Here is a 22,794-nt window from a genome sequence, read left to right as displayed (position 1 = left end):
GGCTAGGAGGAAAACGCATGTTAGTGCATAGCTTATGTATCCCAAAGAAAGATGTTGTCACCATCAGTGAAAAGGCAACATTGCGGGAAGCGCTTCATACGCTTGAAGAAACAGGGTATCGCTGTGTACCTGTTTTAGACGAGACGGGAACATTTTTCCGCGGTAACATTTATAAAATGCATATTTATCGTCATGGAATGAACGGGGAAAACATGGATGATAATGTGATGACACTTATTAAAAATACGCAAAAATACGTTCATGAATCCGATGGGTTCTTCGAAGTATTCTTCTCCATCAAAGAATTGCCGTACATTGCGGTATTAAAAGATGAAAGCAACGAGTTTTATGGAATTTTGCCACACGGTAAGATGCTCGGCATGCTCGAAGAGGCGTGGAGTCGTGACACAGGAAGCTACGTCTTGACGATTGCCTTGAGTGAACAAGCGGGGGCGCTCGAAAAAATCACGAAAGTCGTGAACAAGTACACATCGATTGCGAGCCTGATGACACTCGATGCGAAAAGTAAGGTAGTGCGTCGGGTGCTCGTGACGCTGCCACCTGATTGCGATGAAGATAAGAAGAACAAAGTAGTCTCTAAGCTCGAACAAAAAGGCTTCCGCATCGTCGAAGTCGAAAATTTGAATAATTAAGTAAAAAATCCTTCCACATCAAGTGGGAGGATTTTTTTAGTCAAAGCGTTTCTCCATACGAATATCGGCCCAAAATTGATCATCCCAATAGGTGAAATGCTCGATCCGTCCAATTTCTTGATAGCCACATTTTGAATAGAGACGATGGGCCGCATGGTTGAAGGCAAATACGCCGAGTTCCATACGAGGCGTTTGTTTGGCTCGCAATATCTCTTCTAACAAACGAAGAGCTTCCGTACCAACGCCTTTCCCTCGACCGATGGATTCACCGATGACGAAACCGAGCCATGCCGTACCGGGTTGTTGACGATACAAGTGAGGCGGGTCATACATAACGTTCATTTCTCCAACGAGATGGTCATCTGCATAGATGAGAAAAATGTCATGCGTTAAGAGCCGTTCTTCTAAATCATCAACTGTCATCTCATAATGGGCGGTCAAATCTTCTTCAGAGCGGCTCGGTCGAATGAGATGTACGATTTGTGGGTCGTTATTCCAACGATTGAACGTATTGACGATGTCGTCGGTTGCTGTTGTAAGTGGAACGAGCGAGATATTAATAGGTCATTCTCCTTTCTCGCTTAAAAACATTCGGTTCCATTGATAAAAGTCCTGCTCTTAGACCGGCTTCAATACGTTTAAATGGCTCGGTAAAATCTCAAATGTTAGCGGCAACGCACCGCCTGTGTCTCCATCTGCGTTTACCGGAAGGGCATCAGGCGAGCTTACTTTCACACATTTCGTACAAAATGATGTGACGCTGTCGGTCTCCTTCAGTTTTCCTGTGAATAGGGCGGGTGTTAATTGAAGGGCATCTTTTAGACGAAGTTCTTCAAAAATATAGACATGAAGAAGCCCATCGTTGAGTCGCGCATCCGGTTCGAAATTTTCAAAACCTCCGACTGAGTTCGTCAAAGCGATGACGGCGAGATATGCCTTATTATCAAATTGTCCGTCCTCACTCTCAACCATCAGTTCATATGGGCTATGTTCTCTGAAGGCTTTAATTCCTTCAATCAAGTAGGCGAACGGTCCCCATTTTGTTTTTTCTTCCACACTTACTTCGTCGACCGCTTCGGCAATGAGGCCGATGGCGATGATGTTCATGAAATAACCGTTCTCATATTTTCCGATATCCATCGGCGTCGGTTTGGCATCACGAAGTGCCTCGATCGCTTTTTTAGGATTGCTTGGGACACCGAGTGCACGGGCGAGGTCGTTGACCGTACCGAGTGGGATGATGCCGAAGTCAGGTCGATGAGTGGCTTCGGCCAGGCCGGTTACCGCTTCGTTCAAGGTTCCGTCCCCACCCATCGCAATGACGGCCTGGTAGTGCTTTTCTGCTGCTTCACGTGCGAAGTCCGTCGCATCCTGTTCCTTTTCAGTGAATCGGACATCGACGTGTCCATATCGTTCGCGCAACACCTCTTCGGCATGTGTCGCATGTTGTTCCCCTAACTCTTTTCCTGAGGATGGATTGACGATTAACATGACTGTGTCCATTCCGACATGTCTCCTTTTTCATTCGAATACTGTCCTTTATTCCCGTCAAAGAAAACAGCTACTCCTAAAAAAATCCCCATTTCGGCTAGTTGTTTCGGTCTAACCGTCATGGGGGATTATCATTTTGTTTAGTAATGACGAAATGCGGACATATCTAAATGACTCGCTTCAGACTCATCGACCGCGAGCTCAATCCGCAAATGTTCATTGAACGGAGAGACGAGGGCACCCATACACGCGACCGGTTCATGATCGGGGACCGGTGATTTACGTTTCGTTTTGACGAATAAATAGTCCGATCGTTTCAACGTCAACAAGAAACGTTCCACGGCATGCGGTTCACGGGTCACGTTTGGCCAAGGTAAATGATTGAATAACAAAAAGACCGCACCTTCTTTTTCGAGCGCATAGTCCGGTGCGATGCCTTCCCGATTCAACAAATCGATGACAGCATGCAAAAACTCCCGTTTAATCGTCAATGAAATTTCGTAATACTCACGCATACGGTCCACCCCTTCTTAAAATCACAATACTACCATTCTAAACGTTTCCGACATAGGCGACAATGAAGAAGTTCCTTGACGAAGAATTTTTCCCGGCTTATACTTCATAAGTCCTGCTATACTAGTGATATATGATGAACGAATTGAGGTGAAACCGACATGATTGAATCCCTTGAATTGAAGGCGTGGGTCGTTCTTGCGCGGACGATGGATGCCATCAGTGATCGTGTGAAAGAAGATTTACGACGCCACCAGTTAAATTCAACAGAGTTCGGTGTTTTATCCGTACTGTATAAACGAGGAGACACCCCGCTACAACAAATTGGGGATCAGATTTTGATTACGAGCGGTAGTGTGACATACGTCATCGACAAGTTGGAGAAGCGAGGGCTGATTGAACGAATCGCCTGTCCGTCTGACCGTCGCGTCACGTACGCCTCGTTGACAGACGATGGACAGACGCTCATGGACGTCGTCTATCCGCAACATATTGAAATCTTCAAAGATATATATGGACCGTTAAGTGATGAAGAGACGGAACAATTGATTACGTTATTAAAACGAGTCGGTTATAACGCAGCGGGCAAATAAAGCCCGTTGCTTTTTTACATAATATCTTGAAATTAAAATAATTGACGATGAGATATACAGATGATATAGTTCTAACTGTTATTGAAAAAGTATAGATTACACAAATGGAGGATTACACGATGACTAAAGTATTATATGTATCGGCTAACCCGAAACCAGCTGAACTTTCATACAGCAAGCAAGTTGCAGAAACATTCGTATCGACACTTAAGGCTGAAAACGAATCAATCGAAGTAGAAGCAATTGAACTCTACGATGTCGATGTACAAGAAATCGATGGAGATGTGCTTAGCGCATGGGGCAAATTCGCGTCAGGTGAAGCACTTACTGACGTGGAAGCGAAAAAAGTAGGAACGATGAGTAGCATGCTCGAGACATTCATGGAAGCGGATCTCTACGTATTCGCGACACCAATGTGGAACTTCTTCTTCCCAGCGCGTATGAAAATGTTCCTCGATAGCGTCCTTATGGCGGGCAAAACGTTCCGTTACACAGAGCAAGGACCTGTCGGCTTGCTTGAAAACAAACAAGCGATTCACATCCAAGGAACGGGTGGAATCTACACAGGAACGGACCTCAACTTTGCGGACGCGTACCTCCGTCAAGCGCTCGCGTTTGTCGGTGTATCTGAAGTCACAACGGTAGCGGTTGAAGGGATGAACCAATACCCAGACAAAATCGAAGAGATCGTGGCGGACGCGAAAGCGAAAGCAGAAGCACTTGCAAAAGAAGTAGCAGGCGCAGTAACGGTATAACCTTGAAGGACGAGTCGATCGACTCGTCTTTTTGTATGCAATTATTTTGGGTATGATACAAAGGGAAAGGGGAGTATGCAATGGCAGATCAGTTATCGAGTCGACTGCTTGGAGATTGGACGGATATCATCCAAGAGGAAATGAAACAGCCCTATTTTCAACAGTTGAGGCAATTCGTCGACCAAGCTTATGAAGAAACGATCGTTTACCCGACCCGAGAAGACATTTGGAACGCATTTATTTACACGAAATTCAGTGAGGTGAAGTGCGTCATTTTAGGGCAAGATCCGTACCACGGACCGAATCAAGCGCATGGACTCAGTTTTTCGGTGCAGGACGGGGTACGTTTCCCACCGTCTCTACGAAACATCTTTCAAGAACTAAAAGATGACGTTGGATGTGACCTCCCGAAGAGTGGCAATCTTGAGAAATGGGCGAAACAAGGGGTCCTTCTCTTAAATACGGCACTGACGGTTGAAGCGGGGAAGGCGGGCTCTCACCGTGGAAAAGGGTGGGAACAGTTCACTGACTCCATCATTGAGCGGCTCGGGAGTCGTGAGGAACCAATCGTATTCATTTTGTGGGGAAATGATGCGAAGAAGAAAATGAAATGGATTGGAGACCAACATAAAGTGCTCACGTCGGTACATCCAAGTCCGTTGTCATCCCATCGTGGATTCTTCGGCTCTAAGCCATTCTCCCAAGTAAACGATGCATTGAATGAGTGGGGAAAACCCCCGATTGAGTGGTGTCTCTGACAGTCTGCGAAAATTCGTAGGCTGTTTTTTGTTGACGCCTTTGTTTAGCTTTGGTACAGTAACTAACAAGACGTCACTTTAGCACTTAAAAGCATATATGCATAACAGCATAACTGTATAAAAGATAAAGAATTGAATATGTAAGAAAAGCGAAGAAAGAACCGAAGTAGAGACATCTTCCATGGCCCAGAGAGCGTGTGGTGCTGCGAACACGCCCAAAAGATGAATCGAATTACAGTTCCCGAGCTCTCGTGATTGAGCGGTCCCCCGTTATCGGATCAAGTGACTAGATATTCTCTAGTAACTAGGGTGGTACCGCGGCTTTGTCGTCCCTATCGATTCAATCGATAGGGATTTTTTGATTTCAAAGGAGGACTTCACATGTTGACACAATCGATTTCAAAACACCTAGCCCCACATATTTCACCGCAGTTCTACAATGAATACACACCAACGGATCACGCCGTTTGGCGTTTCGTGTTGCGGTTGAACTTGCATACGTTAGAAGGGAAGGCGAATCCGTTTTACATCGAAGGATTGAAACGGACGGGAATGGGACCGGACCGATTGCCGAACGTCGAACTGATGACGGATGAGATGCAGACGGCAGGATGGTCGACGGTCGCAGTGGATGGACTCATCCCCGGTGTTGCCTTTTTTGACTTCCAAGGAAATGGGATGCTGCCGGTCGCGACAGACATTCGGAAAGTCGAGAATATTTTATACAGTCCAGCGCCTGATATCATTCATGAGGCGGCAGGACATGCGCCGATGTTGATGGACCCGACGTTTTCGGAAATCGTTAAACGCTTCGGTCAATTAGGGGCCAAGGCGTTCATGAACCGAGAAGAGCATGCCTCATTCGCAGCATTGAAACGCTTGACGATTGTGAAGGAAAATGCCAATTCGACCGAACAAGACATCGAGGCGGCGGAAAAAGCCGTCCATGAGGCGAAAGCGCAAGTGACTGGCTTCTCAGAGGCACAACAAGTCGCACGAATCTTTTGGTGGACTGTTGAATTTGGATTGATTGGTGACCTCGAGCGTCCGATGATTTACGGGGCAGGTCTCTTGTCCTCTGTCGGAGAGAGCCGTCACTGTCTGACGGATGCGGTCGTCAAACATCCATTCGACTTAGAGCACGCGCTACAGACGAAGCAGGACGTGACAAACATGCAAAAAGAGCTGTTCGTTATTCCAAACTTTGAGACACTCTCTTCTGTCTTAGATGAACTAGAAGGAAGAATGGCGATTCGAAAAGGTGGAATTGAATCCGTGGCGAAAGCGTTGGCGTCGGGAAGTCAGTCGACGATTCGACTCGAAGACGGATCAGAACGTGTCGGCATCGTTCGCCACATGACGGAGTCGAAAGAGCATACGCTCATTCAATGGGATGAATGCACCATTGTAAAAAGTGGTCAGTTAACGAAACGAGAGCGTCATGGACTCCTCATTGTCCATGATACGGAATCTGCGCTAGACCGCGATGACCTCCTCGAGGACGGGACGACCGTTCGTCAAGCCTGTGCATCTGATCTGCTCCAAGACGTGAACGTTCAGTTAGAAGGACGGACGATTCCTCTCGACTCACTCGAGGTACGTGTCGACTCGCTTCCATCGATCTTCCCAGGAACGACGGTAGACGAGCTGATGATCATCGAAAAACCCGTGATCATCGAGCGAGATGAACGTGTATGGACGAACGATGACCCGATGTTCAATCGAATTCATCTCATGCGTGAGCGGGGAGAATCGATTGATGGTCTCATCCCAGAGATTTTAACGAACCACCCTGACGCCTGGTTATTACACATTGAGTGTCTGGAACTGGTGAATGACGAAGGACTGAAACAGACATTGATTGAACGTCTTGAAGCATTGCGTCATACCTCTTCATCCCGTAATGAATTGATTGGTCGTGCGTTCGAACTATTGCGCTAACGAAAAGAGGCGACGTTTTCCATAGTAGGAGAACGTTGCCTCTTGTGCATTATACAGATTGATTTGTCGCTTCGCGTAAGAACGTAATCAAACGGCGATACGTAGAGTTAGCCGCTGGGCGGTCCATTTCGAAGTAATAGTTATGACCGAGCTCGTGCTCATTCCGATCATAAAAGACAGTCGTGACATCCGTACGTCCTGAAAGAATCGTTGCAAATTCCTTGGCCTGATCCTCAAAGGAATGGTCATTTCCGTCCGCGATAAACGTTGGGACGAATGTGGCCGGTACATTGACGAGTGGCGACGCTTCAGCAACGACCGGGAGAGTTTCCCAATTGTATGTGCCGAAGTATGCCCATCCGATTCGTTTGAACAAGAAGCGGTTCACAGATTTCGATGATTCGAGCCATGTGCGCTTCAAGTCGAGCGGTGCAGACAAGAGGATGGCACCGAGGATTGAGGATTTTGGTACGACTTGTCCCACTTCAGCAGAAGGCGAATAGTCGTCATTCAACTGGATTCCGACAAACTGTGCGGCGAGCTGTCCACCATTCGAATCACCCGCAAAGAAGACGCGGTCTAAATCGAGACGGAAGCGGTCATTGTTCTCAGCAATGAACGAGTACGCTTCTTCGATTTGTTTGAGCGGGGTCGGGTACATCACGTCAGGTGCGAGTGCGTAATTGATACTGACGACGTTGTAGCCGTTACTCGCAATCGAAGTGGCGTATTTTAACACATCCGATTTATCTCCGCCGACGAATGATCCACCATGCACCCAAAAAATCGTCGGCACAGTTCGTCCGTTTCCTTCATAACGAATCAAATCAAACATTCCATTGTCATAAGAAGACAAGTAGTCGATGTCTTTTCGGACAGACGTTTTTTGAACGACTTCCTCAAATTCTTTCATCTCCACTTCGTTCCCCCCTGCGAACGAAGTTTTGATTAAACGTGTCGCTGGTTTAGGAGAAAGTAACACATAAGCCGCTCCTGCGACTGCTGTTCCAATCAATCCGACTCCAGCACGTTTCAACCCTTTATTCATCTTACTTCCTCCCTTTCTACAATCAGAAGCTTATTGCGTGACGAATACGTCCGTCATATATGTCTCGATGACATGAGCGATGCCGTCTTCATTGTTTGACTTCGTAATGAAGTCCGCTTTCCCTTTGACTGTCGTGTTAGCGTTACCCATCGCAACGCCTAGACCTGCCCATTCAATCATCGTCAAATCATTGTTTCCGTCACCGCAAGCGATCACTTCGTCTTGTGCGATACCGAGTTGATTGGCTAGTAAGGCGAGGCTTGTGCCTTTTGTGACACCGGCTTCTGTGAACTCTAAGAAGAATGGTTTTGAACGAGCGACGGCTAGTTTTCCGGCCAACTCTTCTTGTAGCTTCGTTTCAATCGGAGCGAGCGTGTCACCATCCGCGAGCATCAAACATTTGACGACCGGAGCCGTCACAGCTTCTTTAAAGTTGTCGACATGTACGACAGGCATGCCCGTCAATTCACCTTCGATATCCGTATAAGAGTTCGGACGATCGGTTACGATTTCGTTACCGACGTACGTATGAATCGCGATTCCTTCCCGTTCACTGATATCATGGAGATGGGCGACCGTGTCCGGTTGGAGCGTACTTGAGAAAATCTCTTCATTTGTCGCACAATTAATGACCGAGGCACCGTTGAACGATAAGATGAAGCTTCCGTATTTCGCGAGCTCCAATTCGCGGGCTGCCTCCCACATCGCAAACGTAGGTCGTCCGCTCGCCAGTACGACTTTATAGCCGCGTGCCTGCGCATCGAGAAGTGCTTCTTTTGTCTTCGGGGAAATCGTATGGTCGCTCGTGAAGAGCGTATCATCCATATCTAATACAATCATCTTGTAACTCATAGTAGTAGGGGGTCCTCCTTCAGAATCTAATGATACAATCCTAAACCTTTTTAAGGTCAATTGACAACCTTGTCGCAAAAACGTAACTATAATGTAGAGAAGTGAACTCTAGAAGAGGTGGAAATATGAATCGAATTTTAGTAGCTGAGGATGAACATGCGATTCGCAGCTTCATTATTGTCAACTTAAAACGAGCTGGATTCGATGTGTTCGAGGCAACAAACGGTCGTGAAGCGGTTACCGCGTTTGATCGTGAACCGTTTGACGTTGTTTTGTTAGATGTCATGATGCCAGAAATGGATGGATTCGAAGCATGTGCCGCTATTCGGGATATTGATGAAAACGTCGGAATCATCATGTTGACGGCACGAACGCTCGAAGAAGATAAAATTGAAGGACTCGGAAAAGGAGCAGACGATTACATCGCTAAACCGTTTAGTCCAGGTGAGTTGGTCGCGCGCATTCAAGCATTATTGCGCCGAGTCGAGAAAGTGAAACGAAAAGACTCGAAACGCTTGAAGTCGGGACCGTTCGCAATCGACCTTGCAGCGAAGCAAGTGACAAAGTACGGACAATCTATTGATTTAACACCAACAGAGTACGACTTGATTTGTCATCTCGTTCAAAATGAAGAGATCGTCTTGTCACGCGATGCGTTACTCGACGCGGTATGGGGGGTCAATTACTTCGGCGATCGAAAAACGGTCGATGTCAATATTCGACGCCTGCGTCAAAAAATCGAAGACGATCCGAGTCATCCGATCTATATTGAGACGTTATGGGGTCACGGATATAAATGGCGGAGACATGAGGCATGAAACAACAGTTAGTCATTCGCATGATGATTGTCGTGACGATCGTCTTACTTCTGCTCGTCAGCGTCTTGTCTTACGGGACATATCGATACTATTACGAGTATGAGTCAGAAGCGTTACTGAGTCATGCGACAACAAGTGCATATCTATATCCTCAAGCCCAAGTCGGGTTTGAGACGCCTAGTGCGTTCTCTGTCCTCGTCCGAACATTCGGATATCCAGGAACCGATTTGACGATTGTCGACCGGAGCGGTTCGATTGTCAAAACGACCGGTCAACGGACTAGACAGGCCTCTTTTTCTCAAGAACAATTACAAGAGCTTGCACGAGGTGAATCGGTCGTACAAGACTATGATGTCGGTGAAGAGCACTATCTGTCTGTCACGAGCCCAATTGTGACAAATGATACGTCAGAGTTTGCCATTAGTTTCACGCGCCCACTTGAAGATTTGGATACGCTCATTCGCGAAATTTGGATGACGGTCGCCATAATTGGTGTCTTGATCTGGTTACTTGCTCTGTACACCGTCATTCGGATTGCCGATCGCTTCGTCAGACCGATTCGTCAAATTATTGAAACCGCTGATGAGATGGCTCAGGGCGACTTCGATGTATCGGTTGAATCGAATGAGAAACATGAGCTAGGGGCATTGGCTCGAACCCTCACGTATTTGGGTGCGAAAGTGCAACAACATCAATCGACACGGAACGAATTTCTCTCGAGTGTCTCACATGAGCTTCGAACACCTCTCACATCGATCAAAGGATGGACCGAGACGATTCGGGGAGGCGATGAGAAACTGTCTGAAGAAACAGAGCTTGGTTTGAGCATCATCCATTCCGAAACGGAGCGTATGATTGGTCTTGTGGAACAGTTACTTGATTATACAAAAATCGAAGAGAGTCGATTGGTCTTGTATCGTCAGGAACTGGATTTAGTTTCCTTGTTGCGAAAAGTGACGTTGCAGTTAAAGCAGTCACTCGAAGACAAAGACATCACGCTCGTTGAACGGTATCCTCAAAAGTCGATCGGACTTTTTGATGAGAACCGATTGAAGCAAGTGTTTTTAAACATTCTCGAGAACGCGATTCGCTTCTCACCAGACGGTGGGACATTGACGATTCGTTTCGTTCAATCAGAACGCGTCGCCTTCATCTCGATCATCGATGAAGGTCCTGGTATTTCTCGTGAGCACTTACAGCGCATCACAGAAATGTTTTATCAAGCTCAAGTGACGGAAGGCAGTAGCGGTCTCGGACTTGCGATTTCGAAGGAATTGATCGAGGCACACGAAGGAAAACTGGTCATCGAGAGTGAGATTGGACACGGGACGACCGTGACCGTTTTATTACCGCTCGATCCGAGCGAACTACATTAAAAGGGTTAAACCTCCCGAATTCAGGCTACATATAGATGTATGTAGAATGAGGGAGGTTTTTATGATGGCAAATCAATCCTTGAAGCCGTTAAAAGGAAGTCCGAACGCCGTTTCGACACAAACCTCGATTGAGGAATTGCGTATGTCTCCATTGCCATATGCGGGCAGTCGCGAGCAATCGGTTGAAGCAATCAAGATGGCAATGAATCAATTGTCTCGGGCCGAACTGGTGAAAGAAACAGACGATAGTCTTCATTATGTGGTGACTTCGAAAGTGATGCGATTTAAAGATGATGTCGATTTTCTATTTGATGATGCGACTCAACAAATCGAGTTTAGGTCCGCATCCCGTGTCGGCTATTCAGACCTCGGCGTGAATCGAAAACGGATGGAAAATGTGAGTGAACAATATCGGAGGTTGATTCGATGAAGGATTATCAGTTGATAGTCATCGGTGGTGGTGCCGCTGGAATGACGGTGGCCGCGGGTGCTGCAAATTTAGGTGTGAAAGTAGCGCTTGTTGAAAAGAACAAACACTTAGGTGGAGACTGTCTACATGTTGGATGTGTACCATCTAAGGCGCTGATTGCCGCATCAAAAGAAGCAAATGCGATGATGCGGGCGGCGCGTGTCCTCGGAACAGAGTTCAATGGAAGAGAGCATTACCAAATGTCTAAGGCACGAGTCGACAAGGCACGTGCTATCATTCAAGACCATGACGGGACAGAACGCTTTGAAAAGATTGGCGTGGACGTCTATATTGGAGAAGCCTCGTTCCAAAGTCCGCATGAACTAAAGGTGGGGAACGATTTATTGATCGGGAAAAAATTTGTTATCTCGACGGGGTCGAAACCAACAGTCCCTCCCATCGATGGACTAGATCAAGTCCCATACTTAACAAATGAAACCGTCTTTGAAGAAGAGACGCTTCCAGAGAGTTTGATTGTCATCGGTGCCGGAACGGTCGGACTCGAGCTGGCTCAATCATTCGTTCGACTCGGCTCTCAAGTCACGGTGCTCGAGGCGCAGGAAGACTTCCTTCCGAAAGAAGACAAAGACGTCTCAACGTATTTAAAATCCCAACTTGAGATGGCGATGTGCTTAAAAATCGGCGTGAAGGTGAAACGAGTCGATGAAATCGATGGACGAGTCCGTGTCACGACAGAAGTAGATGGTGAAACGATTGAATATGAGGCGGACAAATTGCTCATGGCGACAGGTCGCGTTCCACGGATTGATGCGCTTCGTCTCGACCGGGCAAACGTTCAAGTGACGAAAGGGTATATCGACGTCTCATCTTCGTATCGAACGTCACAATCACATATCTTTGCGATTGGGGATACAATCAAGACGCTGCCGTTCACACATGCGGCCGGCGAAGAAGGGAAGGCGGTTGTCGCGAACGCACTGTTTGGGTTATGGAACAAGGTCGACTATAGTAAGCTACCGTGGATTACGTTCACAGACCCTGAAGTGTTTCATGTTGGCATGACAGAGCAGGAGGCGCGCGAGCATTACGGCAATGACATCGAAACGTATGAAGCGAAACTGTCCGAAGTTGATCGCTTTATCGCTGAGCGTCAAGAGGCTGGTTTTGTCAAAGTCATTACGAAGAAAAATGGAAAGATTATCGGTGCGCATGCGGTCGGTGAATCGGCAGGCGATTGGATGCAAATCGTCGTCTATGCGATGCAACGTGGCGATAAGATCGGGAAGTTGTCTAGGATGATTTATCCATATCCGTCGCGAAGTGAGGCGGTGAAGAAAGTCACGGATCTTTATTGGCGGAAACGCTTGTTTGAAAGTCCGCTCACAGAACTTGCAAGACGCTACTTTAAATTGATGCAATAACACAAATCACCCACTCAAACGAGTGGGTGATTTTTAGTCAGGTAGGGTGATGGTTTCAATCATCTTTGGTTCGCCTTCGGAAAGGTCGACGAGTGGTTTAATTAGCACTTCGACGCGTCGATTTTTCGAGCGACCTTCTTCTGTGTCGTTCGTCGCGATTGGTTTAAATTCACCGTAACTTGCCAGTGTGAACTGAGCCGGGTTCAAGGCGTCATTTGCTAAAAGGCCACGCATGAACGCTGTCGCACGAGCCGAACTGAGTTCCCAGTTTGACGGGAAACGTGCTGTGTTGATTGGGATGTTATCAGTATGGCCGGAAACGACAATTTCTCGTTTTCCAGCTTTCTCTAAAATCTGACTGATGTTTTGAGCAACGTTCCGAGCATCCGTATCGAGTGTCGCCTCTCCTAAGTTGAAGAGGGCACGATCTTGAATCGTCAAGACCAGACCACTCGAGTTGATGGTCGCTTTGATTTGGCTTTCAAGCCCATTCTTTTTAATGTATTGATTCACATCTTCTTTCAACTCATCAAGCTGAGCTAGCTCGTATGTGCGTGGGTTGGCGGTCGTATCGGTTTTATCCGTCCGACTGATATCACTGTTTGAGGCGGTCGAAGCCTGAAAGACGCTGACGCCTCCTGAGAATACTTGGTTGAAAGACTGTGACATTTTCTCAAGCTTTGTCTGGTCGACATTGCTCGATGCAAATAACACGATGAAAAGCGCAAGCAGGAGGGTCAACAAATCGGCGTAAGGAATCAGCCATCCTTCCGGAATGTGTTCTTCATGATCATGCTTCTTTTTGCGCTTCATAGTCAGCTCGCTCCTTTGGAGACAAATACACAGACAGTTTATCTTCTAACGTTTTTGGAGATTCACCGCTTTGAATCGATAAAATCCCTTCAATCATCATTTCCTTGATGATGACTTCACTCTTTGAATACTGCTTGAGTTTATTCGCAAATGGGAACCAGAGCACGTATCCGGTGAAAATTCCGAATAATGTTGCCACGAATGCTGCTGAAATGGCATGGCCGAGCTTTTCAATATCCGATAAATCTTTTAAAGCTGCAATCAATCCGATAACGGCTCCGAGTACCCCGAGTGTCGGGGCGTATGTCCCGGCTTGGGTAAAAATGTCGGAGTTCGCTTTATGGCGTTGTTCCATGTTTTCGATGTCACGTGACATGACTTCCGCAATATATTCAGAAGGCTGACCGTCGATGACCATCATCATGCCTTGACGTAAAAACGGTTCTTCGACTTGTTCGAGCGCCGTTTCGAGTGATAAGAGGCCCTCTTTCCGAGCTTGCGTCGACAAGTCGACGAATTGCGTGAGCAATCCGGATTTACTTGGGAGTTCTTGTTTTTTGAACAAGATTTTAAACAGTTTGGGGACGTTCTGCAGCTGCTCTTTCGATACGGCAATACTGACCGCTGCGGCTGTACCGACAAAAATGATAACCAGTGCGGCTGGGTTGATCAGCGGCGCAACACCTGCTCCTTTTAATATCATTCCACCGACGAGGGTGAGGAACCCGAGTATGAGTCCGACTAACGTGACGACATCCATGTCTTTGTTTTCCACCTTTCCGAAATAAATCAGGACAAAAAAAGCGAGAGACGCTACTCGTCTCCCGCAACATGCGTTCCCGATGATTAAGCGCCGTTTTCATCTATCAGCATTTGAATGCTGATATTTCGTTCTTCACGCTCTATATCGGTTAATACGTCGTATTTTTTTAACAATGCGTACAATTGATTCACGACTTCTTGCTCGAGTGACCAATTGAGTAACTCTTCTAGCTGAAAATAAAGGTGGGCGGGCATACATTGTGATTGGCGCTCCAACCTTCGTGAGACATCCTCTATCGAATGATCTACCGTACTAGGGTCCACGGTTTCATTCAACCTCCTCAACAATCTTAAAGTCTATCTCTCATAATACCAAAAAATCGTGAGGAGCGTTAGAGATACATTTTCTTGTTGGCATTTATTGAGGCGAGGAGTAACATGGGGCTTAGAATAATAGAAGAGAAGGAGATGTCGTGATGCGGCATAGATTGTCAGCGCGTGAGTTGCGCTTAAAGCGAGTCGAGTCACTCTATCGAATCGTATTTGAAAAACCTGCTCGTTTCATTGCGGGTGGCTTCTTACTTGCGATTTTTATTGGGGCAACTCTTTTATATATGCCATTTGCCCAAGATGAGCCTGTTTCTTGGATTGATTGCCTATTCATCGCGACTTCTGCGGGAACTGTGACGGGGTTATCTACGGTTGATATTGGAACATCTTTCAATACATTCGGGGAATTAGTCATTGTTGCTCTTATTCAAATCGGTGGTCTCGGCTTTATGACAATCGCATTAATGCTCTTGAGCGTATTGGGTAAGAAAATCGGATTGAAACAACGAATAATTTTACAGGAATCATTAAACTTAGCAGGACCGGGTGGAACGGTACGACTTGTAAGAAACATTATTTTTACGACTGTAATTGTGCAATTCATCGGGATGTTATTTTTAACGTTTGAACTTTATAGTACAGAAAATTATTCTTTCATCTCAGCGCTACACTACGGTTTTTTCCATGCTGTTTCTGCCTTTAACAATGCAGGGTTCGCATTATTTCCGGATAGCCTGATGTCGTTTGAACAGAACACGGCGATTGTTGTAACGATTGCACTCATGATCATGGTTGGTGGTCTCGGCTTTACGACCATTGCCGACGCGACAGAAGTAAGAGGGTGGAAACGCCTCGCACTTCATTCGAAAATCATGATTCTATCTCTGCTTGTCATCAATGGGATCGCTTGGTTCATGCTAATGATGTTTGAATGGGTATCGAACGAAGGTGCTTTGTATGGACGATCGTTCGGTGAGGCGCTACATGTGACATTCTTTCAAGCCGTGACGACGCGAACAGCCGGTTTCAATACAATCGATATCGCCACGATGGCGCCTGTATCAATCGGCTTAATTTTGATTCTCATGTATATCGGGGCTGGTGCAGCGTCGACTGGGTCTGGGATTAAAGTGACGACACTTGCAGTCATCTTCGCGGATATGTGGGCGTTCATCGCAGGAAAAAAAGAAACGGTTATTATGGAACGGACGATTGATGCGTTTCAAATAAAAAAAGCATACGTCGTTGCAATTTCGAGTTTCTTTTTTATTCTTATAATCACGACACTTGTTATTTTGACGAACGGTCACATTCCAGCGAGTGCCATTTTATTTGAGACAGTCTCGGCATTCGGGACGGTGGGATTATCGCTAGGAATCACCGCGGAATTGAACGATGCTGGAAAAGGTCTGATTATGTTCATGATGCTTCTCGGACGTGTCGGATCGCTGACGATTCTCTTTACCGTCGCACGTCAAGCCGACCGGAAGATTCGCTATCCGAAAGAGAAGATTTTGATTGGGTGAACGATGGTCCGTATATAAGAGTAGGTTGCAATCCTTGTGAATGGGGTTGCAACTTTTTTTAGATTTAGAATAGTCAGGAGGTGACAACGTTTTTTGACAGCCTTCATCCGATTAAATCATTGGTATATAATGGGCTCGTGAATGCAAAATCGATTTAGATTGACAAAGGAGGGTTATGGCCTGTTATCTTGGCTCGGTATGACAAAAGGAGAGGAGACAGGACGATCATTTTTCGGGGGTGTGTCGAAACGAGCGGTGACGCTTGTGTTGTTCTCCTCATTGATGTTGATGTACGGTGTGAAGTCGCTATTGATCTACCTGATTCCCACAGCGTATTTGGAAGATGCCATCGTTGCGGTTCTCCCTGGCATCGTGGGGCTCCTCGTTTCGTTGGTGTATATCCTCGTCCTCGAACGTCTGCTACATGATCAAGCAGTGTCTCGTAACCACGCGGATGAGAACTAAACAAGTGTACGCTCGTTCACAGTGTACACTTGTTCTTTTGGTTCCAGTCATAGTTGAAGCCCTGACACCTCAGGGCTTTTTGTGTGTCATGAAATAACGGACGATCTCCGGTAGATAATCTTGTAAATCTGGACAGACGATGCCGGTCCCGTCGAGCGCACGGATCGTTTGTGTCGTGTCAAAATGAACGGGATGCTTGAAGTACTCCAATAGTTCATGAGGGACATCGAGTTGTGCGGCATTCTTCCAGGTCGTGAATGCGACGTCCGCAACAGCGTGAGGGACCGTTCCTCGAGGCGGACGTTGGAACATCGTCTCATGCAACATACGATACACTTCTCGCGCCCCGTGTGGGAAGGGGTCTGTCAGATGGAACGTTCGTTTCATTCCTTCTGGCGAGTGTGCCAAGAAGGCGGTCGCTTCCACTACGTAATCATAAGGAACGAGATTCACCTCGACGTTTGCTCGACCGATATAAGGCAATGGTCGCATCTGCTGGAGTTGAGCCATCAACTTCAGTACGAAATAGACACCGTCAAACTTTTTCGTTTCTCCTGTTCGACTATGGCCAATCACGATACCAGGCCGAATGATGGTGATTGGCATGATTCCCATCTCACGTGAGACGAGCGCTTCTGCTTCGTATTTAGTCGCTTCATAATGATTTTTAAACTGTGCCCGATGCCATAACTCGTTTTCATAGACCGTTCCCCGACGATGTCCAGCGATATAGGCTGTACTGAAGTATACGTAACGCTTTAATTGTTTCGAGCGCTTGGCGAACGCCGTTACATGTTTCGTTCCGAGGATATTGACACGATAACCGGTATCATAAGGAATGCTTAGGTCGTAGGCAGCAGCAAGGTGAAAGACGTAATGCACGTCTCGCTCGATGACGGACCGCATAATCGGATCAAGAATCACTTCAGGCAACGTGATATCCGCCTCCACTAAGACGAGCTGACGAGGCTCGAGGGATGTCATGGACAGCAACGTATCCCGTAGTTCTTCCGCTTCACGCTGTTGGTTCGGAAGGTGTAGCGCATAGATCGTTCCGATTTGGTGAGGTAACGAAGCGAGGTGTTCAATTAATTTTCCTGCTAAAAATCCAGGGAATCCGGTAAAGGCATAATTGTTCATGACGTTTCCTCCGCTAAGTCTAATGTGAATGTAAAAGTTGATCCTTTTCCGATACTCGATTCTACTTCAATGCTTCCGCCGTGTGATTCGATAATTTCTTTACAAATGGAAAGACCGAGACCGGTCCCGCCGATTTTACGTGTATCCGAATTGTCGACCCGGTAGAACTTTGTAAATAATTTCTCGAAAGCGTGCTCAGGAATACCGATTCCGAAGTCCCGAATGGATACATGAGCCTGGTTGTGGTCTTGTCGGATTCGTACTTCGATTTCTTGTTCGTTCGGCGAATACTTGATGGCATTTGAAATCAAGTTGACAAGTACCTGTTCAATCCGGTTTCGGTCAGCAATCAACAGCATGTCATTATCGGCATTGTCGAAATGGATAGCGTGGTCATTCGTTTCACGGAAGCGTTCAATCACTTCTAAGACGAGTTTATTCAAAGAAAAATGATCTTGTTTATATTCCTGATGCCCATCCTCCATGCGTTGAATGTCCAAAAAATCGTTTAGTAAAGCAGTCAGCCGTTTGGCCTCCTTCGCCATCGTCTTCAAGAACCGTTCTCGTTTTTCAGGTGTCAAATCACGTGCGAGCATCAATTCGATGTACCCTGACAACGAGGAGAGTGGTGTTCTGAGTTCATGTGAGACCGTACTCACTAATTCATTTTTAATCTGATCCATTCGTTCTTCTTCAGTCCGGTTCCGGAACACGAATAAGAAGCCACTATCCATACCGAATTGCCGCTTCGTATCCATAATTGTCCCGTACATCTCGTAATATTCTTCATCCCGGTCGCTCGGCTGTGGGATGGAGAAGCGCATCGACACCTCTTGAGCCGTTCCGTCGAGAAGTTGGTCCATCTTGCGTAACATTTCGCTTCGATCACGTGGACGGAACGTAGAGAGGAGCGGGATACGTTCTTGAATTTTATTCGGAGCGATTCCAGGTAAATCCATGAGTCGTCGCGCGTGGACGTTCATGAACAAGACACTCCCGTTCGATTCGGTTAAGACGAATGCTTCATTCGACGCTTGCAAAATGGATTGAATGACATCCCGTTGACGGGCGATTGCATTTTTTTCACGTTCGAGCATACGCTCTACTTTTTTACGGTCACTGATGTCACGCATGACGGCTACCCGTAACGTTTGACCTTGATACGTCACTTCTTTCGGATATACTTCCATTTCTAAGAATGTCCCATCTTCTCGCCGTCCAATCACTTCATAAGGGGTTTGAATATGGTTCCGAATGCGTCTCAGTACGTCAGCCCGGTATCCTTCTGCGATGAACTCGATGGTTTGGCGGCCGACCATCTGTTCGGCAGGGATTTTGAATATAGATTCAGCTGCCTTGTTCGCATCGAGAATCATCCCATCCTCATGAAACAGGACGGCTTCGATGACGGATTCGGCAAACATACGATAGCGTTGTTCTTTATAACGCAGCTCTCGTTTTAATTCAATCTCCGGGCTCACATCGAATACAAAGAAAAAAAAGCCGATGAGTTGCTCTTGCTCGTACACCGGATGCATGAATAGTTTTCCGATGAAATGTGTCCGGTCCTTACATTGAAACTTCCACTCCCGGTCTCCTTTGTCGAGAGCAAGGCGCAGCATTTGTTCAAAAGAAAGCAGCTGTTCCATTTCGTCCTGATACGCGGAGCGCTTTTCGCTCAACTCTCTCGATTCAAATAGAGCGAACGGAGTCATTTCATAGAGCACTTCATGGGGTGCATAGCCGAACAGTTCTGTTGCCCCTTGATTAAATCGAGTGATTAACAGATTCGCATCCGTCATAATCATCGCCATATCGAGCTCTGTGTGCATCATTGCCTCAAAGGCGTTATGCTGAATCGTCACGCGTGTATCGTGAGGGAGGGGTTCGATGGAGAGGATGTAATTATCTTCCCAAGGGTTAGCGTGCACACGCATCGTCGGTAGTTCATACATCCAAGGAAGCCCTTGTTCCATGCGACGAGACAATTCCATCGTAATCGGCGACTGGTTGACCATATGGAAAAGGTTAGCACGAGTCTGCAGATTCTCTGGAAATTGCTCTAGAAATGGGCGGTTTGCTTGGACGATTGTTCCATCTTTCTGTATTAAAGCAACCCCATAAGGTAGTGCATGTAGTAACTTACTTTGGAGATTGGCGTGATTCTCCATGAACGATCATCCCTCCTTCGTCGGTGTCAGACGAGCATATCTTTTATATCATTCGACATATCCCCCTTTCATTTCCTGCCCTCGAAACGGTAAAGTGAGAGAGAAGACTCAGAAAGGAAAGATGGGGATGATTGGATTACTCATTAGTATCATCGGTGCCATTAGTTTATGGTGGTTCGAGGCACCACTTTGGAGCAGTATTTTGCTTCTCCTGCTTGGAATCGGGTGGTTTGTTTGGAAGATTCGGTTGTCGACGATTGATCGAATCGATCGCATGGACGGTCGAGAGTTTGAACTATTTTTAGAAGAAGTGTTCACAGCACTCGGTTACACGGTCACCGTGACACCTGCATCCCGAGACTTTGGAGCTGACTTGTTACTGAAGACACCTGATGGATGGACGATCGCGATACAAGCGAAACGATATGAAAAGGTGGTCGGACTTGAAGCGGTTCAACAAATTGCGGCGGCAGTCCCGTACTATCAAGCTCATGAAGGATGGGTCGTGACGAACTCGACTTATACGGACGGTGCGTATGAATTAGCGTCACCAAATCAAGTTCGTTTGATTGCAAGAATGGAACTTGAAGAACTCTTAAAAGAAGCGGGATATAAGCGATAAGAATAGGCCTGTTCACAAGTTCGACAGAATCCGGAATAATGTCGAAAAAAAGGGGTTGTCTTTTTCGTTAAACGATGCAATAATCATCTTCGTCATATGAAATATGTAGTAGTTGAAACGAGATAAAAACTACACAGAGAAACGATTGGGGTTTTAAGAAATACCCGACCGTACACATAAAAAAAACACGGTTGGAACGTGCTAGGAGGAAAAAGCGGTGCGCAAATTAATTTATGTAAAAGGTTGTGTCTTTACGCAAGGTGAGGCGACCATTTATGATGAGACAAATGATGCGATCGGATCTGTTCACCGCGACGCGGAAGGCAGCGTCCAAGTACACAATTTGTCTGGACGACAGATCGCTCACGGGAAGTATATTCCGAACTGCCAAAAATGGGTCGTGATGAACCATGACGGGCAGGCGATCGGTCAATTGAAAGATAAGTTCTCGTTATTCGGGAAAAAGTGTGAGTACAATGTCTATGAACGCGGACTCTTCACGATTCAATACGATGTGGAACGTCATAAGTTCAGTGTCCGAGACAAAGCAGGTAAGCTTGTCGCCGAACTACGGAAACAAGAAAATGATACGTTCTGCCTAACGAAAGAAGCAGACCAACTATCCATGTTCGAACTTCTTTCTGTTTTAAAGACGTTAACGGTTAAATCGCGGATGCCGCTTGCAGTATCTGTCTCATAAAAATGACGAGCACCGGTCGAGGGGACCGGTGCTTTTTTGATGCCACGACAAAACCGCTTCATCAAATGAAGCGGTTTAAATAGTGCTTCGCCTCGAGTTCGAGTGTCGTCACCCGATGTGCGTACAGACAGAGCTTCAAAACGTGGACGATATTCGGATGGGTATATTTCGTCTTTTCAAGTGAACGTTTTGCCCGCGTATCGAGAAGATCGATCGGGCTTGTGGACTTCGCATATTCCGCATACAGACGATAGAAATCAATCGGGGTGATGAAGTCGTCTTCGTCCCGGTCAGGGTTGTTGAAGATGAGCGCCAACAAGGAACTCGTCTCTTCCAGTGAAAAAAGGTGTTTCAAGTCATCAAGGAGATAAATGATTGCCGCTTGATGCAAGGAATACTTTTTACCGATTCGTGGGACACCGATGATTTTCCGGACTTCACGCTTCGTCCAGTTTTGAATTGTCGTCGCAGAGAGATGTTCTCCGGTCAATGCGTTCGCAAGTGCGACGATTTGGTTGATTGATAAGCCGTTCTTTTCAATATGAAACAAGTGGATTTTTCGAAGCTCTTTTGGAAAGTGCTCACGTACGTCCTCGGGGAAGAGGGCGATGGCTCGCTCGATTTCTCCGACCTGCATAAAATGAAGGCAATCTGCCAAAGTTTGAATTGAAGTTGCGTCGCGCATACGGCCACCCTTTCTATCGCCAACATCGTACGTTGGCTATACAGTCATTTGACCTCATTCTACCAAATGTTTGAAAAGTAAGCTAGGATGGGCACCGATTAAGGTATAATGACGGTATCATATACACTCTGTACATAAAGGTGGTCAAGCAATGAATGAATGGATTAGTTCAATTCTTTCGATCGTGGTCGTCCTCGTATTTCTCGTAGGACTCGAACAAGTTGGGAAACGTCTTGGATGGACAGATGAAACAATTCGAAAAAGTGTACATATCGCAGTCGGGCACTGGTCTCTTTTAGCGATTTGGTTATTAGAGTCATGGTACGTTGCGGCAGTCCCGCTTATCTTTTTTACCTTTGCGAACGCGATCTTGTTATACAAAAGTCCATCGCCGGTACATCAAACGGAAAGAAAGTCGCTCGGGACAGTTTATTATCCAATCGCGTTACTCGTTATCCTCTATTTTTTCTTTGAGTCAGAGCCGATTGCTTTTTTAGCCGGTTCACTCGTTCTCGCATGGGGAGACGGGATGGCTGCACTCATCGGACGGAAATACGGCACAATCACTTATGACTTATACGGCCAAAAGCGTTCCTTCCAAGGAAGTGTCGCGATGTTCCTTAGTTCATATGCGGTCTTATTTTTATTGTTTTTGTGGAATGATATCGTGATGTGGCAAGTGGTAACTTATGGGTTTATTATTTCCATCATTGCAACGCTGACAGAAGCGATATCGTATCGAGATTGGGATAACTTTACAATCCCCATTGTAGTTGCTATGGCCACATCACTATTGTTATAAACTAATTGCTAATTTGTAAGAAAAACGTTGCTTGTCACGCCCGGTAATCATTTGTATACTGTGTTTCGTACTGAAACCATTCAGGGACGTGCTCGGGATGAATGAAATGGGACCGAACACTGATTAAAT

The 22,794-nt window shown here is 46.4% G+C and carries 25 protein-coding genes and 1 other annotated feature; of the genes, 14 read left to right on the top strand and 11 right to left on the bottom strand.

Translation table 11 applies throughout. The features are described from left to right. The first annotated feature begins 17 nt into the window (after positions 1-17). Positions 18-653, top strand: a complete 636-nt coding sequence (cbpA, locus tag KNO95_RS10335) for a cyclic di-AMP binding protein CbpA (RefSeq protein WP_026824532.1) — start codon at positions 18-20, stop codon at positions 651-653. Positions 654-689: 36 nt separating this feature from the next. Here the strand turns inward: cbpA and KNO95_RS10330 are convergent, their stop codons facing one another. The 3 genes from KNO95_RS10330 to KNO95_RS10320 form a co-directional block, all read right to left on the bottom strand. Continuing rightward, on the bottom strand, positions 690-1,208 hold the full coding sequence (locus KNO95_RS10330) for a GNAT family N-acetyltransferase (protein ID WP_353048130.1): 519 nt from the start codon (positions 1,206-1,208) through the stop codon (positions 690-692). 63 nt (positions 1,209-1,271) lie between these two features. Beyond that, positions 1,272-2,156, bottom strand: coding sequence for a diacylglycerol/lipid kinase family protein (locus KNO95_RS10325; protein WP_214878959.1), 885 nt, complete (start codon positions 2,154-2,156; stop codon positions 1,272-1,274). A gap of 128 nt (positions 2,157-2,284) precedes the next feature. Continuing rightward, the gene (locus KNO95_RS10320) at positions 2,285-2,659 is read right to left on the bottom strand and encodes a hypothetical protein (protein ID WP_015880488.1); all 375 of its coding nucleotides are present in this window, start codon (positions 2,657-2,659) and stop codon (positions 2,285-2,287) included. 159 nt (positions 2,660-2,818) lie between these two features. Between KNO95_RS10320 and KNO95_RS10315 the strand changes: the two genes are divergently transcribed. From KNO95_RS10315 to KNO95_RS10300, 4 genes are all read left to right on the top strand, one after another. Further along, positions 2,819-3,250 carry a MarR family winged helix-turn-helix transcriptional regulator gene (locus KNO95_RS10315; RefSeq protein ID WP_026824529.1) on the top strand — a complete coding sequence of 144 codons (432 nt, stop codon included), beginning with the start codon at positions 2,819-2,821 and terminating at the stop codon, positions 3,248-3,250. Positions 3,251-3,369: 119 nt separating this feature from the next. After that, positions 3,370-4,005 carry an NAD(P)H-dependent oxidoreductase gene (locus KNO95_RS10310; RefSeq protein ID WP_026824528.1) on the top strand — a complete coding sequence of 212 codons (636 nt, stop codon included), beginning with the start codon at positions 3,370-3,372 and terminating at the stop codon, positions 4,003-4,005. A gap of 80 nt (positions 4,006-4,085) precedes the next feature. Then, positions 4,086-4,763 carry a uracil-DNA glycosylase gene (locus KNO95_RS10305; protein WP_034770695.1) on the top strand — a complete coding sequence of 226 codons (678 nt, stop codon included), beginning with the start codon at positions 4,086-4,088 and terminating at the stop codon, positions 4,761-4,763. Positions 4,764-4,906: 143 nt separating this feature from the next. Beyond that, positions 4,907-5,100 (top strand) — a binding site (T-box leader). A gap of 44 nt (positions 5,101-5,144) precedes the next feature. After that, positions 5,145-6,704 (top strand): aromatic amino acid hydroxylase, encoded by a 1,560-nt coding sequence (locus tag KNO95_RS10300; RefSeq protein ID WP_214878957.1) that lies wholly within the window; start codon positions 5,145-5,147, stop codon positions 6,702-6,704. A 49-nt stretch (positions 6,705-6,753) separates the two neighbouring features. Here KNO95_RS10300 and KNO95_RS10295 read toward each other — a convergent pair whose 3' ends face one another. Further along, the gene (locus KNO95_RS10295; RefSeq protein WP_214703712.1) at positions 6,754-7,752 is read right to left on the bottom strand and encodes an alpha/beta hydrolase; all 999 of its coding nucleotides are present in this window, start codon (positions 7,750-7,752) and stop codon (positions 6,754-6,756) included. Positions 7,753-7,782: 30 nt separating this feature from the next. Continuing rightward, positions 7,783-8,604, bottom strand: coding sequence for a Cof-type HAD-IIB family hydrolase (locus KNO95_RS10290; protein WP_026824525.1), 822 nt, complete (start codon positions 8,602-8,604; stop codon positions 7,783-7,785). A 125-nt stretch (positions 8,605-8,729) separates the two neighbouring features. On the opposite strand from KNO95_RS10290, the gene KNO95_RS10285 reads away from it, so the two are divergent. The 4 genes from KNO95_RS10285 (at position 8,730) to KNO95_RS10270 (ending at position 12,649) form a co-directional block, all read left to right on the top strand. Beyond that, positions 8,730-9,422, top strand: coding sequence for a response regulator transcription factor (locus KNO95_RS10285; RefSeq protein ID WP_026824524.1), 693 nt, complete (start codon positions 8,730-8,732; stop codon positions 9,420-9,422). Further along, entirely contained in the window at positions 9,419-10,798 is a 1,380-nt protein-coding gene (locus KNO95_RS10280) for a sensor histidine kinase (RefSeq protein ID WP_214703714.1), read from the top strand. The genes KNO95_RS10285 and KNO95_RS10280 overlap by 4 nt, the downstream gene beginning before the upstream one ends. A gap of 64 nt (positions 10,799-10,862) precedes the next feature. Beyond that, the gene (locus tag KNO95_RS10275) at positions 10,863-11,228 is read left to right on the top strand and encodes a DUF1499 domain-containing protein (RefSeq protein WP_214703716.1); all 366 of its coding nucleotides are present in this window, start codon (positions 10,863-10,865) and stop codon (positions 11,226-11,228) included. Next, positions 11,225-12,649 carry a dihydrolipoyl dehydrogenase family protein gene (locus tag KNO95_RS10270; protein WP_214878955.1) on the top strand — a complete coding sequence of 475 codons (1,425 nt, stop codon included), beginning with the start codon at positions 11,225-11,227 and terminating at the stop codon, positions 12,647-12,649. Before KNO95_RS10275 ends, KNO95_RS10270 begins: the two co-directional genes overlap by 4 nt. 33 nt (positions 12,650-12,682) lie before the next feature. Here the strand turns inward: KNO95_RS10270 and KNO95_RS10265 are convergent, their stop codons facing one another. The 3 genes from KNO95_RS10265 to KNO95_RS10255 all read right to left on the bottom strand — a co-directional run bounded on the left by KNO95_RS10265 (position 12,683) and on the right by KNO95_RS10255 (position 14,500). Beyond that, positions 12,683-13,462 (bottom strand): flagellar motor protein MotB, encoded by a 780-nt coding sequence (locus KNO95_RS10265; protein ID WP_026824520.1) that lies wholly within the window; start codon positions 13,460-13,462, stop codon positions 12,683-12,685. Beyond that, positions 13,440-14,222, bottom strand: coding sequence for a flagellar motor stator protein MotA (gene motA, locus KNO95_RS10260; protein ID WP_026824519.1), 783 nt, complete (start codon positions 14,220-14,222; stop codon positions 13,440-13,442). The genes KNO95_RS10265 and motA overlap by 23 nt, the downstream gene beginning before the upstream one ends. Before the next feature lie 86 nt (positions 14,223-14,308). After that, the gene (locus KNO95_RS10255; protein WP_224862903.1) at positions 14,309-14,500 is read right to left on the bottom strand and encodes a hypothetical protein; all 192 of its coding nucleotides are present in this window, start codon (positions 14,498-14,500) and stop codon (positions 14,309-14,311) included. 200 nt (positions 14,501-14,700) lie between these two features. On the opposite strand from KNO95_RS10255, the gene KNO95_RS10250 reads away from it, so the two are divergent. Further along, positions 14,701-16,080 (top strand): TrkH family potassium uptake protein, encoded by a 1,380-nt coding sequence (locus KNO95_RS10250; RefSeq protein ID WP_214703718.1) that lies wholly within the window; start codon positions 14,701-14,703, stop codon positions 16,078-16,080. A gap of 141 nt (positions 16,081-16,221) precedes the next feature. Beyond that, entirely contained in the window at positions 16,222-16,545 is a 324-nt protein-coding gene (locus tag KNO95_RS10245) for a hypothetical protein (protein ID WP_214703720.1), read from the top strand. Positions 16,546-16,614: 69 nt separating this feature from the next. Here KNO95_RS10245 and KNO95_RS10240 read toward each other — a convergent pair whose 3' ends face one another. Both KNO95_RS10240 and KNO95_RS10235 read right to left on the bottom strand, forming a co-directional pair. Further along, positions 16,615-17,685: an SDR family oxidoreductase gene (locus KNO95_RS10240; RefSeq protein WP_214703722.1), complete on the bottom strand. Its 1,071-nt coding sequence runs from the start codon at positions 17,683-17,685 to the stop codon at positions 16,615-16,617. Further along, positions 17,682-19,856: a PAS domain-containing sensor histidine kinase gene (locus tag KNO95_RS10235; protein WP_051545917.1), complete on the bottom strand. Its 2,175-nt coding sequence runs from the start codon at positions 19,854-19,856 to the stop codon at positions 17,682-17,684. Before KNO95_RS10235 ends, KNO95_RS10240 begins: the two co-directional genes overlap by 4 nt. Positions 19,857-19,983: 127 nt before the next feature. Between KNO95_RS10235 and KNO95_RS10230 the strand changes: the two genes are divergently transcribed. Both KNO95_RS10230 and KNO95_RS10225 read left to right on the top strand, forming a co-directional pair. Continuing rightward, positions 19,984-20,478 carry a restriction endonuclease gene (locus KNO95_RS10230; RefSeq protein WP_026824515.1) on the top strand — a complete coding sequence of 165 codons (495 nt, stop codon included), beginning with the start codon at positions 19,984-19,986 and terminating at the stop codon, positions 20,476-20,478. A gap of 217 nt (positions 20,479-20,695) precedes the next feature. Beyond that, positions 20,696-21,178, top strand: coding sequence for an LURP-one-related family protein (locus tag KNO95_RS10225; RefSeq protein WP_026824514.1), 483 nt, complete (start codon positions 20,696-20,698; stop codon positions 21,176-21,178). A gap of 61 nt (positions 21,179-21,239) precedes the next feature. Here KNO95_RS10225 and KNO95_RS10220 read toward each other — a convergent pair whose 3' ends face one another. Further along, a complete protein-coding gene (locus tag KNO95_RS10220; RefSeq protein WP_026824513.1) occupies positions 21,240-21,863 on the bottom strand; it encodes a DUF1836 domain-containing protein in 624 nt (207 codons plus the stop codon). A gap of 151 nt (positions 21,864-22,014) precedes the next feature. Between KNO95_RS10220 and KNO95_RS10215 the strand changes: the two genes are divergently transcribed. Beyond that, positions 22,015-22,665 (top strand): diacylglycerol/polyprenol kinase family protein, encoded by a 651-nt coding sequence (locus KNO95_RS10215; RefSeq protein WP_026824512.1) that lies wholly within the window; start codon positions 22,015-22,017, stop codon positions 22,663-22,665. Positions 22,666-22,794: the final 129 nt, after the last annotated feature.

It is taken from the genome of Exiguobacterium sp. ERU653 (genome assembly GCF_018617775.1).
GTDB lineage: Bacteria > Bacillota > Bacilli > Exiguobacteriales > Exiguobacteriaceae > Exiguobacterium > Exiguobacterium marinum.
This window is presented reverse-complemented; position numbering and strand designations above follow the sequence as displayed.